We start from the raw sequence: 13,019 nt of genomic DNA on the forward strand, positions 1-13,019 counted from the left end.
GATCCCCTCAAGCGCGGCATAGACCGAGGTTCGCAGCCAACGGTCCATGCTGCGGGCAAGGCCGGGGTCGCCGCTCAGGAAAAGGCCACCCCTTTCTTTCTCACGCTGGATGCTGGAGCGGCCCTCCAGGATGGCCCCCAGCGAAACAACGCCGGTCTCGACGTAAAGGTCGACGTCCCGGCGGGGGTCGAGCGAGCATAGCTCGGGCAAGTCCGCGCCTGGCTCGACCACAAACCAGTAATGGGGACACTTCGGTGGCCCACATGAGGGTCGAAACATCCACGTCCCCGAGCGCGATCTCCGCCTCGATGTTGCATTGCGCCCATTCCGCCAGCGCGTTCATCGCCGGCTCGAGCTTGATCGACTTGTCGGTGCGGAAATAGCCGATGGCACCCGTCGCCTCGTCCTCGATGCGCTCCACCAGGCCCAACGCTTCCATCTCCTTGAGCCGCCTCGACAAGAGGGCGGACGAGATGTTGCCCACCCCCTTGCGAATGTCATTGAAGCGGGTCGAACCGTTCCAGAGCTCGGTCAGGATTTGGATCGTCCAGCGCGGCTCCAGGAACTCGCAGGCGCGCGAGATCGGGCAGACCAGTCCGTAAGGCCGTCGCGTCATGGCTGACCGCTCCTTTGCCGCAGGTTTAGGCCTTACGGAGGTCTAAGGCCAGTTCACAATCTGAAGCGGAACGCTTCCGAAGCTGCCCTGGCGCCTTCACGCCCTCTGCCGTCATGGTGATCGTCATTCGAGCATCCCTGACCAACGGAGGTCACCATGAGTCGGCGTAACACAACGCAAATGGCACCAAGCCAGGCCGCTCGGCGCGCGCCGGAGATTTTTCTTGATCTTCCGCTCGAACGCCTGTTTGCCCTTGTCCATGAGTGGCGGACCCGCCGCAACATAGAGCGCGAGCTTGGTCACCTGTCCAATTTCCTTCTGCGCGACGTTGGCTTGACCAAAGCAGACGTCGAAACGGCCTGCGCCGACAGCTTCGATCGATCCGCCTCCCGCGTGCTCAAGAGTGTAGCGCATAACCGCACGGGCAATTGGTGAGAAGGGAAAGCTGGCGCGCGCGGCGCACGGTTCAAGTGCCGCGTTGATCCAAACACAGGAACCACGGAAGAAGGTAAATGATCACCGCCATGCCATTGACGAGGAGCCAGTTCACGATCACGGACGGGGACACCATAAGGCTTGTTGGTGCCGCGAAAGGGACCCGGCTCGTCGGCTTCAATGCGCCCGAAAGCATCGAGCCAAGGTGTGACGCTGAGGCAGAGCTTGGGCGTCGAGCGAAGGCGCGCCTCAAAGAGTTGGTTGCCACTGCAAAGCTGGAGTTGAAGATGGTACCCTGTTCTTGCCCGGCAGGCACTGAGGGCACCGGCAGGTGCAACTACGGGCGAAGTTGCGGCTCACTCTTTGCCGATGGCCAAGATGTGGGCGACGTATTGGTGTCCGAGGGGCTGGCCGTCCCGTTCGCCTGCGGCTCTACAAGCTGTCCGCCAACGCCCCGCCCTTGGGGCGGATAAGATGACTTAACCTCACCCTCCGGCGGTGTCGGCTCCTTCGAGGCGCTTGGCCAGCTTTGCGAGCGTTGAGCGCGAACAGTTGGTGGCTCGCACAATGGTGTTCCAGCTCTGGCCCTTCCGCAGCATGTCCATGATCGCCTCATTACGCTCGGCGTCCTCGGGCCGGCCCTTCATACGCCCTTCATCCTTCGCCTTAGCGATCCCCTGAGCCTGTCTGCGGCGTCGGTCGTCATAGTCCTTGCGGGCGATGGCGGCGAGCATGTCGAGCAGCATCCCGTTGATCGCGTCAAACATCCGCCCAGTGAAGGCGTCCTCGGTCTTCAGCATCATGTGCGAGGTCGGCAAGTCCAGCGCCACGACCTTGACCTCTCGGTCCTTGATCTCGCGCTTGAGCTGGTCCCAGTCCTTGTCTGACAGGCGGCTCAAGCGGTCGACCTGTTCGGTGAGCAAGATGTCCCCGGGCTTGCTGTCTCCTAGCAACCGGAACAGCTCCGGCCTGTGCAGCGAAGCCCCGCTCTCGTTCTCCTCGTAAGTGGCAGCGATAGTCAGCGCACGCTCCTTGCAGAACGCCTCAAGGTCCCCCCGGGCGCGCCCTGCGTCCTGTTCCTTGGTCGAGGCTCTGAGATAGGCTCGGATGAATGCCATGTCTGCGCTCCAGTCCGTTTTGACTGGTTCGCTAATAGATGGGTCGATTTGCCCGGTCACGAGGCATTTATCGAACCAGCCTCGACCCGGTTCGGAAAGGGCACACCCAATAGTACCGACCGACAAAGGCGTGTGGTGCCGTTGGTCATCGGTCCCTGTCTATTAGATGCTACCTCCTTTTGGACGCGGGGTGTAGCTGGACCGCAGCTTAACTACCGGCTGTGCCATGCATTCCCGGTACTCGTCGTCATCGTACTCGTGTTCATGCCGACAGGTGGCGGTCCTGCTCTTCAGGCTGCTATCATTGAGACAATCTGCGTAGTCGTTGTAGGTGTCGTGCAGCACAAGACAGAAAGCCGCCGCCTTCTCCTGCACAAGGCCGGCGTCCACGATGCACTGGGCGCGTAGTTCGGCTACCCTTTCGAGGTCCCGAAGCAGCATCGGCTGTTCGAAGTCGACACCGACCGTCTGCGCAGCTTCAACATGGCAGGCATAAACCTGGGCCATCGTTTCCTTCCAGTAGGATGGATCGCTTTGCCCGCACCCGCTGAGAAGCATGGCGACGAGAATAAGTGCATTTCGCATGTAGACGGTGACCCCCTTGGCCAATGATTTCGAGCGTCCCCTACTGTGAGGCCAAGGGGGTGGCAAGGGGGGTCGGCGCACGTGCCAGTTATCCGATCACCCGCTCACACTTTTCTACCAAATATTCCTGGGTCGGAACCATCGCTGTCGTACCGGGTTAAATCTACTCGGAGCCTACTATGATTAACAGAGATGAACAGATAGCCGTGGAAAAGTCCTTACGTCAGTTGATCCTCACCGAGCAAAATCGAATTGCTTTGCGGAGGGTATTGAAGCAGGAGGTAGACTACAGCACGCCCTCGGTCGTGTCCGTGTTGCTTCACGCGCTGGACAGTGCGGACAACCACTGAACCCTAGCCTGACCCTCAAGATCCCTTTGATATCCCCAGCTAAATACTCCGTGCGTGGATCGCTGGCCCTCAGCGCAAAAAACTCTTGACGACGGGCTTTAGGGGAGGTTCATTCTGCAACGTCGCCGGCTGAAGTTGTGGGCGCTGGCGAGTGGGAAGGGACTTTAACCCCCCGCCCTCAATAGGGTGATGACGATGGACAGCCAATCGGTGTTGTCGGTTGTCGTTTTGGAAGATGAGGCGCTGATTGCGCTTGACGTGGAAGAGGCCTTGCGTGACGCAGGCTTCAATGTTTTGGCAGTCATCTCATCTTGCGCCGACGCCCACGAGTGGCTTGAAACGAACTCTCCAGATGTCGCCGTCCTTGATATTGAGCTTCGGGATGGGAACTGCGCGGCAATAGCCAGCCTGCTCTATGATCGTAACATTCCGTTTGTTGTTCATACCGGAAGCTCGCCCGATGTGGGGAATGAAGCTCCCATTTTTCTAAAGGGGCGTTGGGTGCCCAAGCCCAATGGGCATTCTGATCTAACCGATGCGGTTGCGGCTTGTGTCACCAATGGGTCCACCGCATAAGGTTCATGGCTCTACATTGGTTCAACCCTCCGGTGTACGTCAGGACGGATCGCCCTGTTTGGGGTCAGCCACGTTGAGGGTGCCGCCGAGCAGCTCCTGAAGTGGACTAAGCGTGGCCCTAAGTGGCAACATGCCGTAGAGACCTGCATGTCAGCCATTGAGGGACAGGTACCTTCTCAGGACGCCCGCAGGGCATTCGAGGCGGCGGCCAAGGAGGAGAGCATGCTCCTCCCACCTGCTTAGGCCTCCACCCGTGCCCGCTTGCCACCAACCCCCACGTCTGATTAGCATTTGATCGGTTGCAAACGGGAGAGGAAATCATGGCAACGGCAGCGAACCTCGCCTCGCAAATACTCAGTGTGGTCAGTCAAGAACTCGACGATTGCGACCGAGCGCTAAAGAAGGAAGACATCCGGAAGGCGCGGCGCGAACTTGACGACGCAATGACTAAGCTCAAAGGGATCGCGAGCGCTGTCCGCAAACTGGGCGCTTAAGGAAGTGAACGCGCGACGGACCGACCCAACCGTCACTCCATGTACGGCAGATCGCCACCCATAAAGAGCGTCGTCGGTTCCCCGTATTCGCCGGAGAGCCGGATTGGCCTCGCGCGACCATGCAATGACACCCGCATGTTTCCCGGCCAAGCCCTTCGCGGTCCTTATCGCCCGGTCCTCGGTCTGCTGCTCGGCTGGCCCGTAGACGGGCTGGAGGTCGCCAGTCTCATCTCGATCAAAGGCGGTGACGACGATCAGCTTGGGTGCCTTCTGCTGAGGAAGGATGTTGTCTGACATGGTGATGCTTTCCGTTGGCCGTTAGTCGGTCCCGCTGCGCTTCCCTCTATGCCACCCCCGGCTGAACCCATAGCTCACCGCAGGAGCCCATAGCGCCACCTCACGCTCCAATGTGGCGTTGGCGACAAGGAGCGCCTTCACGGCCTCTCGGGCATCGCCGCCGCATGTTGCAATGACCTCATCGACCGCAAGCTCCCAGTCCATCGCGGGAGGATCGGCTTGCTGTTGCTCGGCTGGCATCGCTCTGTCTCACAGGTACGTCTCACCGTCGGCGCGATGCTCAAAACAGAACCAATGTGGTGCCTGCTTTGGCTTCGCGAAACCCCAGCCGGCATCCTTGCCGCAGCCAAGGCGCTGGCACCAATGGTGCTGGATGCCCGGTGCCGTGATATGTTCTGGCCTTTGAAGGCCGATTTCGTCAATCGCGATCTGGTCCACTAAGGTTGCTCCAAACGCTGCATGCCCACAGTGAACAAAAAAGGAACAAAACTGTCAAGGATGAATGACTGCGAGGGGAATGCGTTCCTATTTTGGGTCATGCCCGACACTGGTGGACGACGGAAGCGCGGAGGCGCATGGACACTCTGCAACGCCCATGAGGTCGGGCAGTTGGTGCTTTTCCGTTGCGGGCTCTGCAACGTCAAACGCTGGTATCACCCGGGTGACCTGAGGGAAATCTTCAGGGACGTTGAGGCCGAATTGGTGGGAAGCAAAATGAGCTGCGAACGGTGCGGCAAGAACGATTGCATGCATGCCGAGACACAAAATCCAACCAAGAGCGGCAGCGCATATCCTTTGCGTAGCGCGTGGTAACGTCGACCAGATGACCAGGCTGGAAGCGACGGCTTATCTCGGCGACAGGCCCAAAAAGGGCCTGCCTTTCAGCCCGGCTTTTCAACATGATCTCGCTGATATCATCGTTGCGTCGTGCCATAGCGTATCCCCTGCTTTACTGCAGCCAGATCGCTGCGTACCTGGTTCGCGGTCTCGATGGGTGTGATGGTCCAGCCAACTAGTGCTCTTTTGGCCGAGTATAGCGAAAGCAAACCTCCGCTTATCAGGATGACGCCGACTGCGAGACAGGAAGACATAGCGCCGAAACCCAAGAGATCATCGCCAGGATCAGAAACTGGACCAGGGCGAAAGCTCCCAACACAAAGAGGATGGCGGCTGCCACCAAGCATCCGCCCGAGGACACGATGGCCCACATCTTGCTCCGCATTTCCGCCTTAAGCAGGCGAAAATCCAGACGCATCAATGAGGCGATTTTCGCGATCGCTTCGTCGACGATGCTGCCGAAGGGTCGGCGATCGATACCCTCATCCATCTGAGCAGCCTGTCTCAGGACCTATCCGAACTGCGCATGATGCGGGTCAGCATCACTCCGGCGAGGATCCCGACGCCAAAGAACGCCGCCGGCTGGCGCTGCGCGAATTTCGTAACGGAGTCGAACAGCTCACCGACGTTGCGATCTCTGATGTCGGTCGAGATCCGTTCCACACCTTCGGCTGCGGTGCGCACCAGGCCGGCGACTTGAGGGGATTGCTTTTCAATGCCGTCAGCGGCGTCCTTTACGGAGTGCGCGATGTTGGCGATCGCATCGGCGCCGGCGGTTTTGTTTGATTCGACAGCTTCCTTGAACGCACCTGCGGCGTCAGAAGCGACAGAGCCAGCATATTCTTTGGCGTCGGTCGACACAGAGGCAGCGGCAGTTCTCAAGTGGGTCGCGGTCTCGGATGCGCTCGTCTTCAATCTGCTGAGCGCTTCCTTGCTTTTCCCGGCACCTTTGTTGTCAGCCTGCCATCCCGTCTCGTTGGATGGGCCGGTTCCCGGGAAGCCGTTTGTGTCTGGCGTTTTCACAATGTTTCACTCCTGTTGATTGGAAGTGAACTTCGCCACTCGCCGGCGGTTCCTGGCTTCGCAGAATATTCTTGTTTGTCCCCGTGCGGGACCTTTTAGTCGCGTCGCAGACAGCCTCGCCGGTGCTCGTCGAACTGCGGTCCGTCGTTTAATCCCGGATCAGCATTGACCAAGGATCGCCGCGACGTCGCAGCGCGAAATGGTAGGGCCATGCAGACCCTTCATCACACGATGGGACATAGCTGCGCAGATCTCAAAACTTGGCGCGATTCTGATCAGCATGGGTTATCCCGATCCAGCAGGTGACGGCACACGCGAAGACCGGCCGCAGACAGGGTTCGGCCGCTGCTCCCGTGCAGTTGTCGTCAGACAACCGAGCAGAGCGGGCGGGTTGGAACCGCACGCGAGCGGCTTCAGCGTTGATGTTGGCTGCAAAGCGGCTGAGTCCGGCCTCCTAGGGCGTCTCCTCTGCACCGTCTTTAGTGCCGGCGCGGAAATGACACCGACATCCTTTGATTCCGATCAAGGCGATGACTTGGAAAATGCCCTATTTCACCCCGCATTCATTGCCATTTTCTGGGTGACATAGTGGATGAAGAAGTACCCGACCCCAATATCAGCAAAACGGACAATTCCCATTCTCGTTTCTCTTGCCAGAAGGTATGGGATCGCGTCACCAACAGACCTGCCAGCCTCGGCGGCCGTGAGCTGGTAGGATGCACGTCCTATCGAGCAAGTGCAGCCGCTTCTGTGCTGACGCAGATTTATGCGCATGGGCTGGAGGCAGACGCGTATCCGCGGCGACCAGAACCCGAAACGTCCGAGGCCTCGGAAAAAGGCGCATTACCGACTGCGGAAGAGGAAACGTATTCGCGCCGCAGTCTCGGCCCTTGAGGCTGATTGGGTAAAGTCATTCCGCCCTGGGGCGCGAATCGCTGCCTCGGTTCGCACGTGATCGGCTGCGCCGATGGTCTTATCCGAACAGCGCGAACCGCAACGAATGGTCGAGTTTCTCTTTGGAATAAGGTTTGGCGATAATCATCGACCCTTTCGCGAAGTCTGACGCACCCTCGCCATATCCGGTGGCGCACACGATTGGGATGCCCCGAAGCCGCAGGGCGTCGGCAACGCGCTCGCTCCGCTCCCCACGTATATTGATGTCCAGGACAGCGGCGTCGATATCTTGGGTTTCGATCATCGCAATTGCGCCGTCGATGGTGGTGGCAGGCCCAATGACAGTGGCCCCAAGCTCAATCAGAAAATCCTCAGCCAGCATGGCAATCAGGGATTCGTCTTCGACGATGAGCACACGTCGGCCTGACAGTGTTGTCATTGAGGCAACCTCCCCTCTGCCAAGGGGGCATCGATCCTGCAGACGAGGCCCTGGGGTTGGAAATCCATCGCGACCTCCGCCTCGAGATCTGCAGCTAGTCCCCGCTCGAGGAGGCGAGAGCCAAAGCCTCGCCTGGCCGGTGAGGAAACTGTAGGCCCCCCGAGTTCGCTCCAAACCAGCTTGAGCCTCGGCTTGGGTTTGTCGGTGCGAAACCACTCAACCGAGATTTTGCCAGCCTCGTTTGAAAGGGCGCCGTACTTCACGGCGTTGGTCAGCAATTCATGGAAAGCGAGCGCGAGCGAAAGAGCCTGGTTGGGCTGCAACAGAATTGCAGGTCCGGTTGTCGAAACACGGTTGGAGAACGCGCCTCTAATTTGAAGGCTGTCGCGAACAAGCTGGTCCAACGATGCATGTTCCCAGCTGGTCTGCGTCAGGATGTCGTGTGCAGCCGAAAGGGCCATGAGCCGACCTTCGAACGCGGTATGGGCATCGGTGGCCTGCGTTCCCCTGAAGGTCTGATGCGCAATCCCCTGTACCACCGCCAGAGTGTTCTTTACACGATGGTTGAGCTCAGCCATCAGCAACTCCCTTTGTGCCTCTGAGCGCCGTCTTTCACTGATATCCACCACAGAGGCGAGCGCCATCATTCCTTCGCTTGTCTGAATTGGGCTGAGCCCAATCTCGACCGGCACCTCTTTTCCATCTTTGCGGCGTGCATAGAGATCCCTGCCCGCACCCATCGGGCGTGCCTGCGGGAAACTCCCATACCCCTGGCGAAAAACCGGGTGCGAGCTACGAGAGCGGTCGGGCACCAGCATCTCGATACCTTGCCCGACCATCTCCTCCCGCCCAAAGCCGAACAGAGTTTCTGCATGAAGATTGACGAGAACGATGCGCCCCTCCTCGTCTGTCATCACCATTCCGCTTGGGGCTGCCTCTACCGCTGATCGAAACCGTTCCTCACTATGGCGCATCGCCATCTCTGCCTGGTCGCGTTCCGTGACGTCGACATTTACCCCGATCAACCCACGGAATATGCCATTTGCGGAGAAGTGGGGACGAGCGGTTGTGAGCAGGACGCGGTACTCCCCCTTGCAATTTCTGTAGCGCCCCTGGACCGAGACGGCTGTCTGCGTAGCCAAGGCCTGCATCATTCGAGACCCAATTTCGGCAGCATCGCCTGGATGAATGGTTGGGTGCCAATTGAACGTCGGGACATCATCGGGCTCGACCCCCCAGAACTCCCGAAGCATCATGTTCAGATTTGTGCATTTGCCCAAAGCGTCGCATGTCCAGATCATCACAGGAGCATGTTCCGACATAAGGCGGAATTGTTGTTCGGATCCCCGCAGCTCTTCTTCGGCTGCCCTGCGAGCCTTCTCCGCCAGCGTTCGCTCGAGATAGAACCCTATCTGTCTGGCAATCGTCGTGGCGAGGTCGATCTCCTGGCTGGCAAACGAATGCCTGTGTTCATGGTAGGTCATGAATTTCCCAACCACTTCGCCCCGGACTGTCAATGGAATGAACGCCAGGCCAACGATGCCTTCGCTGGCAATCATCTCTTTGACGGCGGCAGGTTCATCCGTTTCGGCAATGTGTGGAACAAGGATAGCCTCGGGGTTGCGTTCGCCGACGACCCAGGGCGAGTGACCTTCCAGAGCTTTTCTGTAACGTTCTGATAGCCCGCGCCAGGCGACAAACCGCATCACGCCCGCCTCGTCGAAAAGCAACAGCGACGCGCGATTGCAGCCCAAGCCGTCGCGAATGGCATCCAGACCGGCTTCAAAAGCCTCGTGACTTGCCTGTGCCCGGTAGAGACGATCCGTCAGCACAAAAAGCGCACTGAGTTCGTCTAGACGTTCTGTGAGCTTCTCGCTGCCCCCGCCTAACTGCAACGCCGACCCTCCCTTGGCGAATAGTTATTTAGCAACGACGCATGTAACGCAAAGCGGTCGCTTTCGTTCCAATGTCCAGTTTTGGCAGATAATCGTCGGCCGCTTTGGAGTGGGATTGCCAATCGCTTCACACGGCGCTGACAGGTTCGCCGCAGCAACGATACCCTGCGGAGGGATTCAGACATTCCGACATGGTCGTGTCGAATTGTTTGCATTCAAACGAATTTTGCGACGCTATCTCTGTTCTCCTCACCAGTGATCGTGGGATCGCCCGAGCACGCAGTCGAAATTATACGCGACAAGAAATGGACCATGCGCGTAACCGCTTACGGCAACACGCTGACTTTCCCTTTCGAGGCCGAAACTTACGCCCGCTCGTACGCGGATGGTCAGGCATTTCGGCTTGGCGTCGAGGTGGGCTGAGCGCAAGAAGTGCGCCTGATGCCTTCGTACACAATGGCCCTCAAATTCCGTCACTGCAGTACGAGATGACCCGATCGAATGACGAAACGATTGAAACGTACAATCCGCAGGCATCGGCCGCGTGTACTGGGTGCAACTTGCAGACAGTATGAGTGACGAAATGGACCAGCGGGGCCATTCCGCGACTGTTCTTTCCGCCGGCCCGGGGCGGCAATCTTCCGGTTCATATCTTCATCCATGGCGGCTACTGGCGCATCATCTCCAAAGCCGACTATTCTCACGTCGCGCATACCGTGACCGAGGCTGGCACGATCGCGGTGATCATCGACTATGCGCTGATGCGGGATGGCGGCGTGGAACGGAGCGCCAAACAATGGGTGCTGGACAACATCGCCAGCTATGGTGGCGACCCCAGCCGGATAAGCGTCAGCGGTCATTCGGCCGGCGCGCATCTAGCTACATTTCTGTTCGAAAAGACGCCAGCATCGTCACAGATCCGTGCAGCGCTGCTGTTGGGCGGCCTCTACGATCTTAAGCCCCTGCAGACGTCCTTCCTCCAACCGTTGATCGGCATCGCCGACGAGGAGGCTGCCGTTTTTACGCCAATGATGCGCCAGCCCGATCCGGGCACGGCAGTGACCATCATGGTCGGAGAACAGGAAACGCCGCCATTTCATCGGCAAGCCGCCGAGTTCGCGACGCGGCTGCGTGCGCTCGCCGTGAGCGACCTTTGTCTGCTCGATAAGCATCATATGAACAGCGTTGCGGATCTAGGCATCGGCGGCAAACAAGCTGGCGACTGCTTGATTGGTTTGATCGAAGCGACGCGAGGGTGATGGCAAAACGGCCCTATGCCCCAGAGTCTTTCCGCACCGGCAACGACCACGAACAGACCAGCGAACATGAACAGCAGCGGACCGTCGATCTTGCGGTAGATGCGTGCCGGTCTGATGGCGCGGGTGAGCAAGAGGATGGCGCCGCCAATGAGCGCCGCCTTGGCAACGGGCGCACACCCGCGAAGAAGGCGACGGCCAATCCGATGCAGACCGCTACCGCCTTCAGCACCTTCCCGTGTGCCAGAGGGTTTTACTCGACAGTCCCGCGGCACGCCCACGCGACTGAAACGAATGAACGAGGTCCGTCTGGGCGGCCTGCTTCGTAAGCATCCCGCACGGCAGCGTCTGCCTTGGCTCGCATCGCGGGTTCCAAGCCCGCTGCGTACTTTCCAAGAGGCCCCTCTCCGGAAGTGATCGGCTCCCAATAATCATCAAAGGATTCATAATCCATTCGGATGAAAAGCTGGGTTTCCTCAACGTCGTGCAGTCCTTGATCGATGAAGCTCTGCTTCGCCCGCGCGTTTTCATCTAGTACCGCGAGTGTGTCCAACATCATGCGCATAACCGGCATGCCGCCGAGATGGTCCCAAACTGCAGCAGCAACGACGCCTCCAGGCCGCACCACCCGCCGCATCTCACTGATTGCCCTGCCTGCTTCCGGAACGAAGTGCAACACAAGAAGCGCAAGTGCCCTATCGAAATACGCATCCGGGAACGGAAGCGAGGTCGCATCGCCCTGCTGAATCTGGATTCGCGGGTCGGTGTTGAGCCTGTTGGCCTCATCGACGAAGACGGGTGAAAAATCGATCGCAGCGACCTCACGCACATTTGCCGCTTGCGGGAGCGCGAACGTGAGGCTGCCCGTGCCGCATCCAACGTCAAGGATGCGTTCTCCATCTGCCAACCCAGCAAAATTGATGAACAGCGGAGCCAGCTGTTTGCTCCACCGGCCCATCAACTGCTCATAGCCAGCGGCTTTTCCGACATTGAACGTGGAAGTCATGGACGCCTCCAATTCTTGTGCTGCCTTACGCGGAGCAAAGGCTATTGGAATGCCTGACGCTTGGATAGTGGCGGCCGCGCGTGGATGCGTGGCATTGGTGTGGAAATGCTGGTCGAATTAGAGAAGCGCGGAATGGTCGAAAAACGGACCGTGAGGCGACAATTTCCGTATCAGCACTGGACGCCCATGATAGTTTCTGGCGTCGAAGCACACCTACCCGCTGTGCGGAATTGCTGGCATCGGTTCGCGCCCCAGACCCGACGTGGGGTATTACTGCGGTAGAGGTGACCGCGGCGCGACGAGCGGCGCACGATCAAGGGCGCCCGTCAGTGGCTCTGGCTGACGTCCCGGGCGCGCGGGCCACGCTATTCGTGAGCGATCGCAAACGGGCAAATGAGCTTGCTCGAAACGAGTGTTGCGATCAGGACACCACTCGTTCAGCCGACCGGCAAATCGAAATGATCTTGCCTAGGATTACGCATCCGGATTGTCGATCGCGGATACACCATCGAAAGCAGTGGGGCCCGCGCCTAAGCAGCGCGGGCCACGTTGGGGTCTACTGGCCAACAATGATCCGCTGTTTGTCGCGATTCTGCGCGTAGGTGCCCTTGTCATAGGCGGTCTGCGCCTCAAGCTGAGCCTTGGTGAAGTTGGTGTAGAGATACCGGTTGCCGTCCTTGTCCGACATGAACTTCAGTTTCTCCAGGCCAATGGCCACCTGTTTTTCGCCCATGCCAAGGAACCCCCCACGTCGATGATGACGGCATCGACCCTTCTTGTCGCCGGTCATAACCACGTCGCCGATCTCACCGACTTTTGCATCGTCGGCGCCATAGACGTTGGTGCCGATGAAGTCCTTGGTGCTGATCTTGTCCATCGGCATTTCGGTCAGCGAAGACTTGTCGATTGCCGCTGTGGCGGTCTTGTCCGTGGATGGAGCAGCTTCATTATTAGTCGTCGTAGCTGCGACATCATTGGTGTTCGACGCCGCTGCCGTGTCGTAGACCTTCAGGTCGAAATCTTTTTGCGCTTGAAGGTCTTCCTTGGTGGTCTTCGCGACCAGCCAGCGATCCTGATCGCACACCGCGACATTCTCGAGGTTCTCCGTAAGTCACCTCGCTTGGCAAATCTATTTTGGAGGAGCAAAACAGAAAGTTCGAAAAGCTTCCAAGAACCAAAGTCGATAGCCCATAGTAGA

The 13,019-nt window shown here is 58.8% G+C and carries 15 protein-coding genes and 3 pseudogenes; 7 read left to right on the top strand and 11 right to left on the bottom strand.

The window, feature by feature from the left end; all coding sequences use genetic code 11:
• Positions 1 to 100 precede the first annotated feature (100 nt).
• Complete coding sequence (locus AC56QX_RS33235; protein ID WP_497112795.1) at positions 101 to 616, bottom strand: winged helix-turn-helix transcriptional regulator; 516 nt, start codon at positions 614 to 616, stop codon at positions 101 to 103.
• A 180-nt stretch (positions 617 to 796) separates the two neighbouring features.
• Here AC56QX_RS33235 and AC56QX_RS33240 point away from each other — a divergent pair, with 180 nt between their 5' ends.
• Complete coding sequence (locus tag AC56QX_RS33240) at positions 797 to 1,051, top strand: DUF1127 domain-containing protein (RefSeq protein WP_497112796.1); 255 nt, start codon at positions 797 to 799, stop codon at positions 1,049 to 1,051.
• 89 nt (positions 1,052 to 1,140) lie between these two features.
• Positions 1,141 to 1,524 (top strand): annotated as a pseudogene (locus AC56QX_RS33245) (thermonuclease family protein); the annotation flags it as partial.
• Between the two features lie 12 nt (positions 1,525 to 1,536).
• Here the strand turns inward: AC56QX_RS33245 and AC56QX_RS33250 are convergent.
• Both AC56QX_RS33250 and AC56QX_RS33255 read right to left on the bottom strand, forming a co-directional pair.
• The gene (locus tag AC56QX_RS33250; RefSeq protein WP_497112798.1) at positions 1,537 to 2,169 is read right to left on the bottom strand and encodes a recombinase family protein; all 633 of its coding nucleotides are present in this window, start codon (positions 2,167 to 2,169) and stop codon (positions 1,537 to 1,539) included.
• A 162-nt stretch (positions 2,170 to 2,331) separates the two neighbouring features.
• Entirely contained in the window at positions 2,332 to 2,754 is a 423-nt protein-coding gene (locus tag AC56QX_RS33255; protein WP_497112800.1) for a hypothetical protein, read from the bottom strand.
• Positions 2,755 to 3,299: 545 nt separating this feature from the next.
• Between AC56QX_RS33255 and AC56QX_RS33260 the strand changes: the two genes are divergently transcribed.
• The 3 genes from AC56QX_RS33260 to AC56QX_RS33270 all read left to right on the top strand — a co-directional run bounded on the left by AC56QX_RS33260 (position 3,300) and on the right by AC56QX_RS33270 (position 4,174).
• Entirely contained in the window at positions 3,300 to 3,680 is a 381-nt protein-coding gene (locus AC56QX_RS33260) for a response regulator (RefSeq protein ID WP_497112802.1), read from the top strand.
• Between the two features lie 96 nt (positions 3,681 to 3,776).
• Positions 3,777 to 3,923 carry a DUF982 domain-containing protein gene (locus AC56QX_RS33265; protein ID WP_497118024.1) on the top strand — a complete coding sequence of 49 codons (147 nt, stop codon included), beginning with the start codon at positions 3,777 to 3,779 and terminating at the stop codon, positions 3,921 to 3,923.
• A 77-nt stretch (positions 3,924 to 4,000) separates the two neighbouring features.
• Positions 4,001 to 4,174: a hypothetical protein gene (locus AC56QX_RS33270; protein WP_497112803.1), complete on the top strand. Its 174-nt coding sequence runs from the start codon at positions 4,001 to 4,003 to the stop codon at positions 4,172 to 4,174.
• Positions 4,175 to 4,206: 32 nt separating this feature from the next.
• Here AC56QX_RS33270 and AC56QX_RS33275 read toward each other — a convergent pair.
• Positions 4,207 to 4,471 (bottom strand): annotated as a pseudogene (locus AC56QX_RS33275) (hypothetical protein).
• Between the two features lie 219 nt (positions 4,472 to 4,690).
• On the opposite strand from AC56QX_RS33275, the gene AC56QX_RS33280 reads away from it, so the two are divergent.
• Complete coding sequence (locus tag AC56QX_RS33280) at positions 4,691 to 4,912, top strand: hypothetical protein (protein WP_497112805.1); 222 nt, start codon at positions 4,691 to 4,693, stop codon at positions 4,910 to 4,912.
• A gap of 616 nt (positions 4,913 to 5,528) precedes the next feature.
• Here the strand turns inward: AC56QX_RS33280 and AC56QX_RS33285 are convergent.
• The 4 genes from AC56QX_RS33285 to AC56QX_RS33300 all read right to left on the bottom strand — a co-directional run bounded on the left by AC56QX_RS33285 (position 5,529) and on the right by AC56QX_RS33300 (position 9,559).
• A complete protein-coding gene (locus tag AC56QX_RS33285; protein WP_497112806.1) occupies positions 5,529 to 5,798 on the bottom strand; it encodes a phage holin family protein in 270 nt (89 codons plus the stop codon).
• 14 nt (positions 5,799 to 5,812) lie between these two features.
• Positions 5,813 to 6,331 (bottom strand): hypothetical protein, encoded by a 519-nt coding sequence (locus AC56QX_RS33290; RefSeq protein WP_497112808.1) that lies wholly within the window; start codon positions 6,329 to 6,331, stop codon positions 5,813 to 5,815.
• Between the two features lie 973 nt (positions 6,332 to 7,304).
• Complete coding sequence (locus AC56QX_RS33295) at positions 7,305 to 7,664, bottom strand: response regulator (RefSeq protein WP_497112809.1); 360 nt, start codon at positions 7,662 to 7,664, stop codon at positions 7,305 to 7,307.
• Positions 7,661 to 9,559, bottom strand: a complete 1,899-nt coding sequence (locus tag AC56QX_RS33300; protein WP_497112810.1) for a PAS domain S-box protein — start codon at positions 9,557 to 9,559, stop codon at positions 7,661 to 7,663. Before AC56QX_RS33300 ends, AC56QX_RS33295 begins: the two co-directional genes overlap by 4 nt.
• Positions 9,560 to 10,134: 575 nt before the next feature.
• On the opposite strand from AC56QX_RS33300, the gene AC56QX_RS33305 reads away from it, so the two are divergent.
• Entirely contained in the window at positions 10,135 to 10,818 is a 684-nt protein-coding gene (locus AC56QX_RS33305) for an alpha/beta hydrolase (protein ID WP_497112812.1), read from the top strand.
• A gap of 26 nt (positions 10,819 to 10,844) precedes the next feature.
• Here AC56QX_RS33305 and AC56QX_RS33310 read toward each other — a convergent pair.
• The 3 genes and pseudogenes from AC56QX_RS33310 to AC56QX_RS33320 form a co-directional block, all read right to left on the bottom strand.
• Positions 10,845 to 11,053 (bottom strand): annotated as a pseudogene (locus tag AC56QX_RS33310) (SLC13 family permease); the annotation flags it as partial.
• Between the two features lie 15 nt (positions 11,054 to 11,068).
• A complete protein-coding gene (locus tag AC56QX_RS33315; protein ID WP_497112814.1) occupies positions 11,069 to 11,821 on the bottom strand; it encodes a class I SAM-dependent methyltransferase in 753 nt (250 codons plus the stop codon).
• Between the two features lie 556 nt (positions 11,822 to 12,377).
• Entirely contained in the window at positions 12,378 to 12,905 is a 528-nt protein-coding gene (locus tag AC56QX_RS33320) for a PRC-barrel domain-containing protein (protein WP_497112815.1), read from the bottom strand.
• Positions 12,906 to 13,019 lie beyond the last annotated feature (114 nt).

This window comes from Mesorhizobium sp. RCAM 06353 (assembly GCF_059683585.1).

Coding starts and splice junctions, on each gene's coding strand:
- AC56QX_RS33235 (WP_497112795.1), bottom strand. CDS start 616: ATGACGCGACGGCCTTACGGACTGGTCTGCCCGATCTCGCGCGCCTGC.
- AC56QX_RS33240 (WP_497112796.1), top strand. CDS start 797: ATGGCACCAAGCCAGGCCGCTCGGCGCGCGCCGGAGATTTTTCTTGAT.
- AC56QX_RS33250 (WP_497112798.1), bottom strand. CDS start 2,169: ATGGCATTCATCCGAGCCTATCTCAGAGCCTCGACCAAGGAACAGGAC.
- AC56QX_RS33255 (WP_497112800.1), bottom strand. CDS start 2,754: ATGCGAAATGCACTTATTCTCGTCGCCATGCTTCTCAGCGGGTGCGGG.
- AC56QX_RS33260 (WP_497112802.1), top strand. CDS start 3,300: ATGGACAGCCAATCGGTGTTGTCGGTTGTCGTTTTGGAAGATGAGGCG.
- AC56QX_RS33270 (WP_497112803.1), top strand. CDS start 4,001: ATGGCAACGGCAGCGAACCTCGCCTCGCAAATACTCAGTGTGGTCAGT.
- AC56QX_RS33285 (WP_497112806.1), bottom strand. CDS start 5,798: ATGGATGAGGGTATCGATCGCCGACCCTTCGGCAGCATCGTCGACGAA.
- AC56QX_RS33295 (WP_497112809.1), bottom strand. CDS start 7,664: ATGACAACACTGTCAGGCCGACGTGTGCTCATCGTCGAAGACGAATCC.
- AC56QX_RS33315 (WP_497112814.1), bottom strand. CDS start 11,821: ATGACTTCCACGTTCAATGTCGGAAAAGCCGCTGGCTATGAGCAGTTG.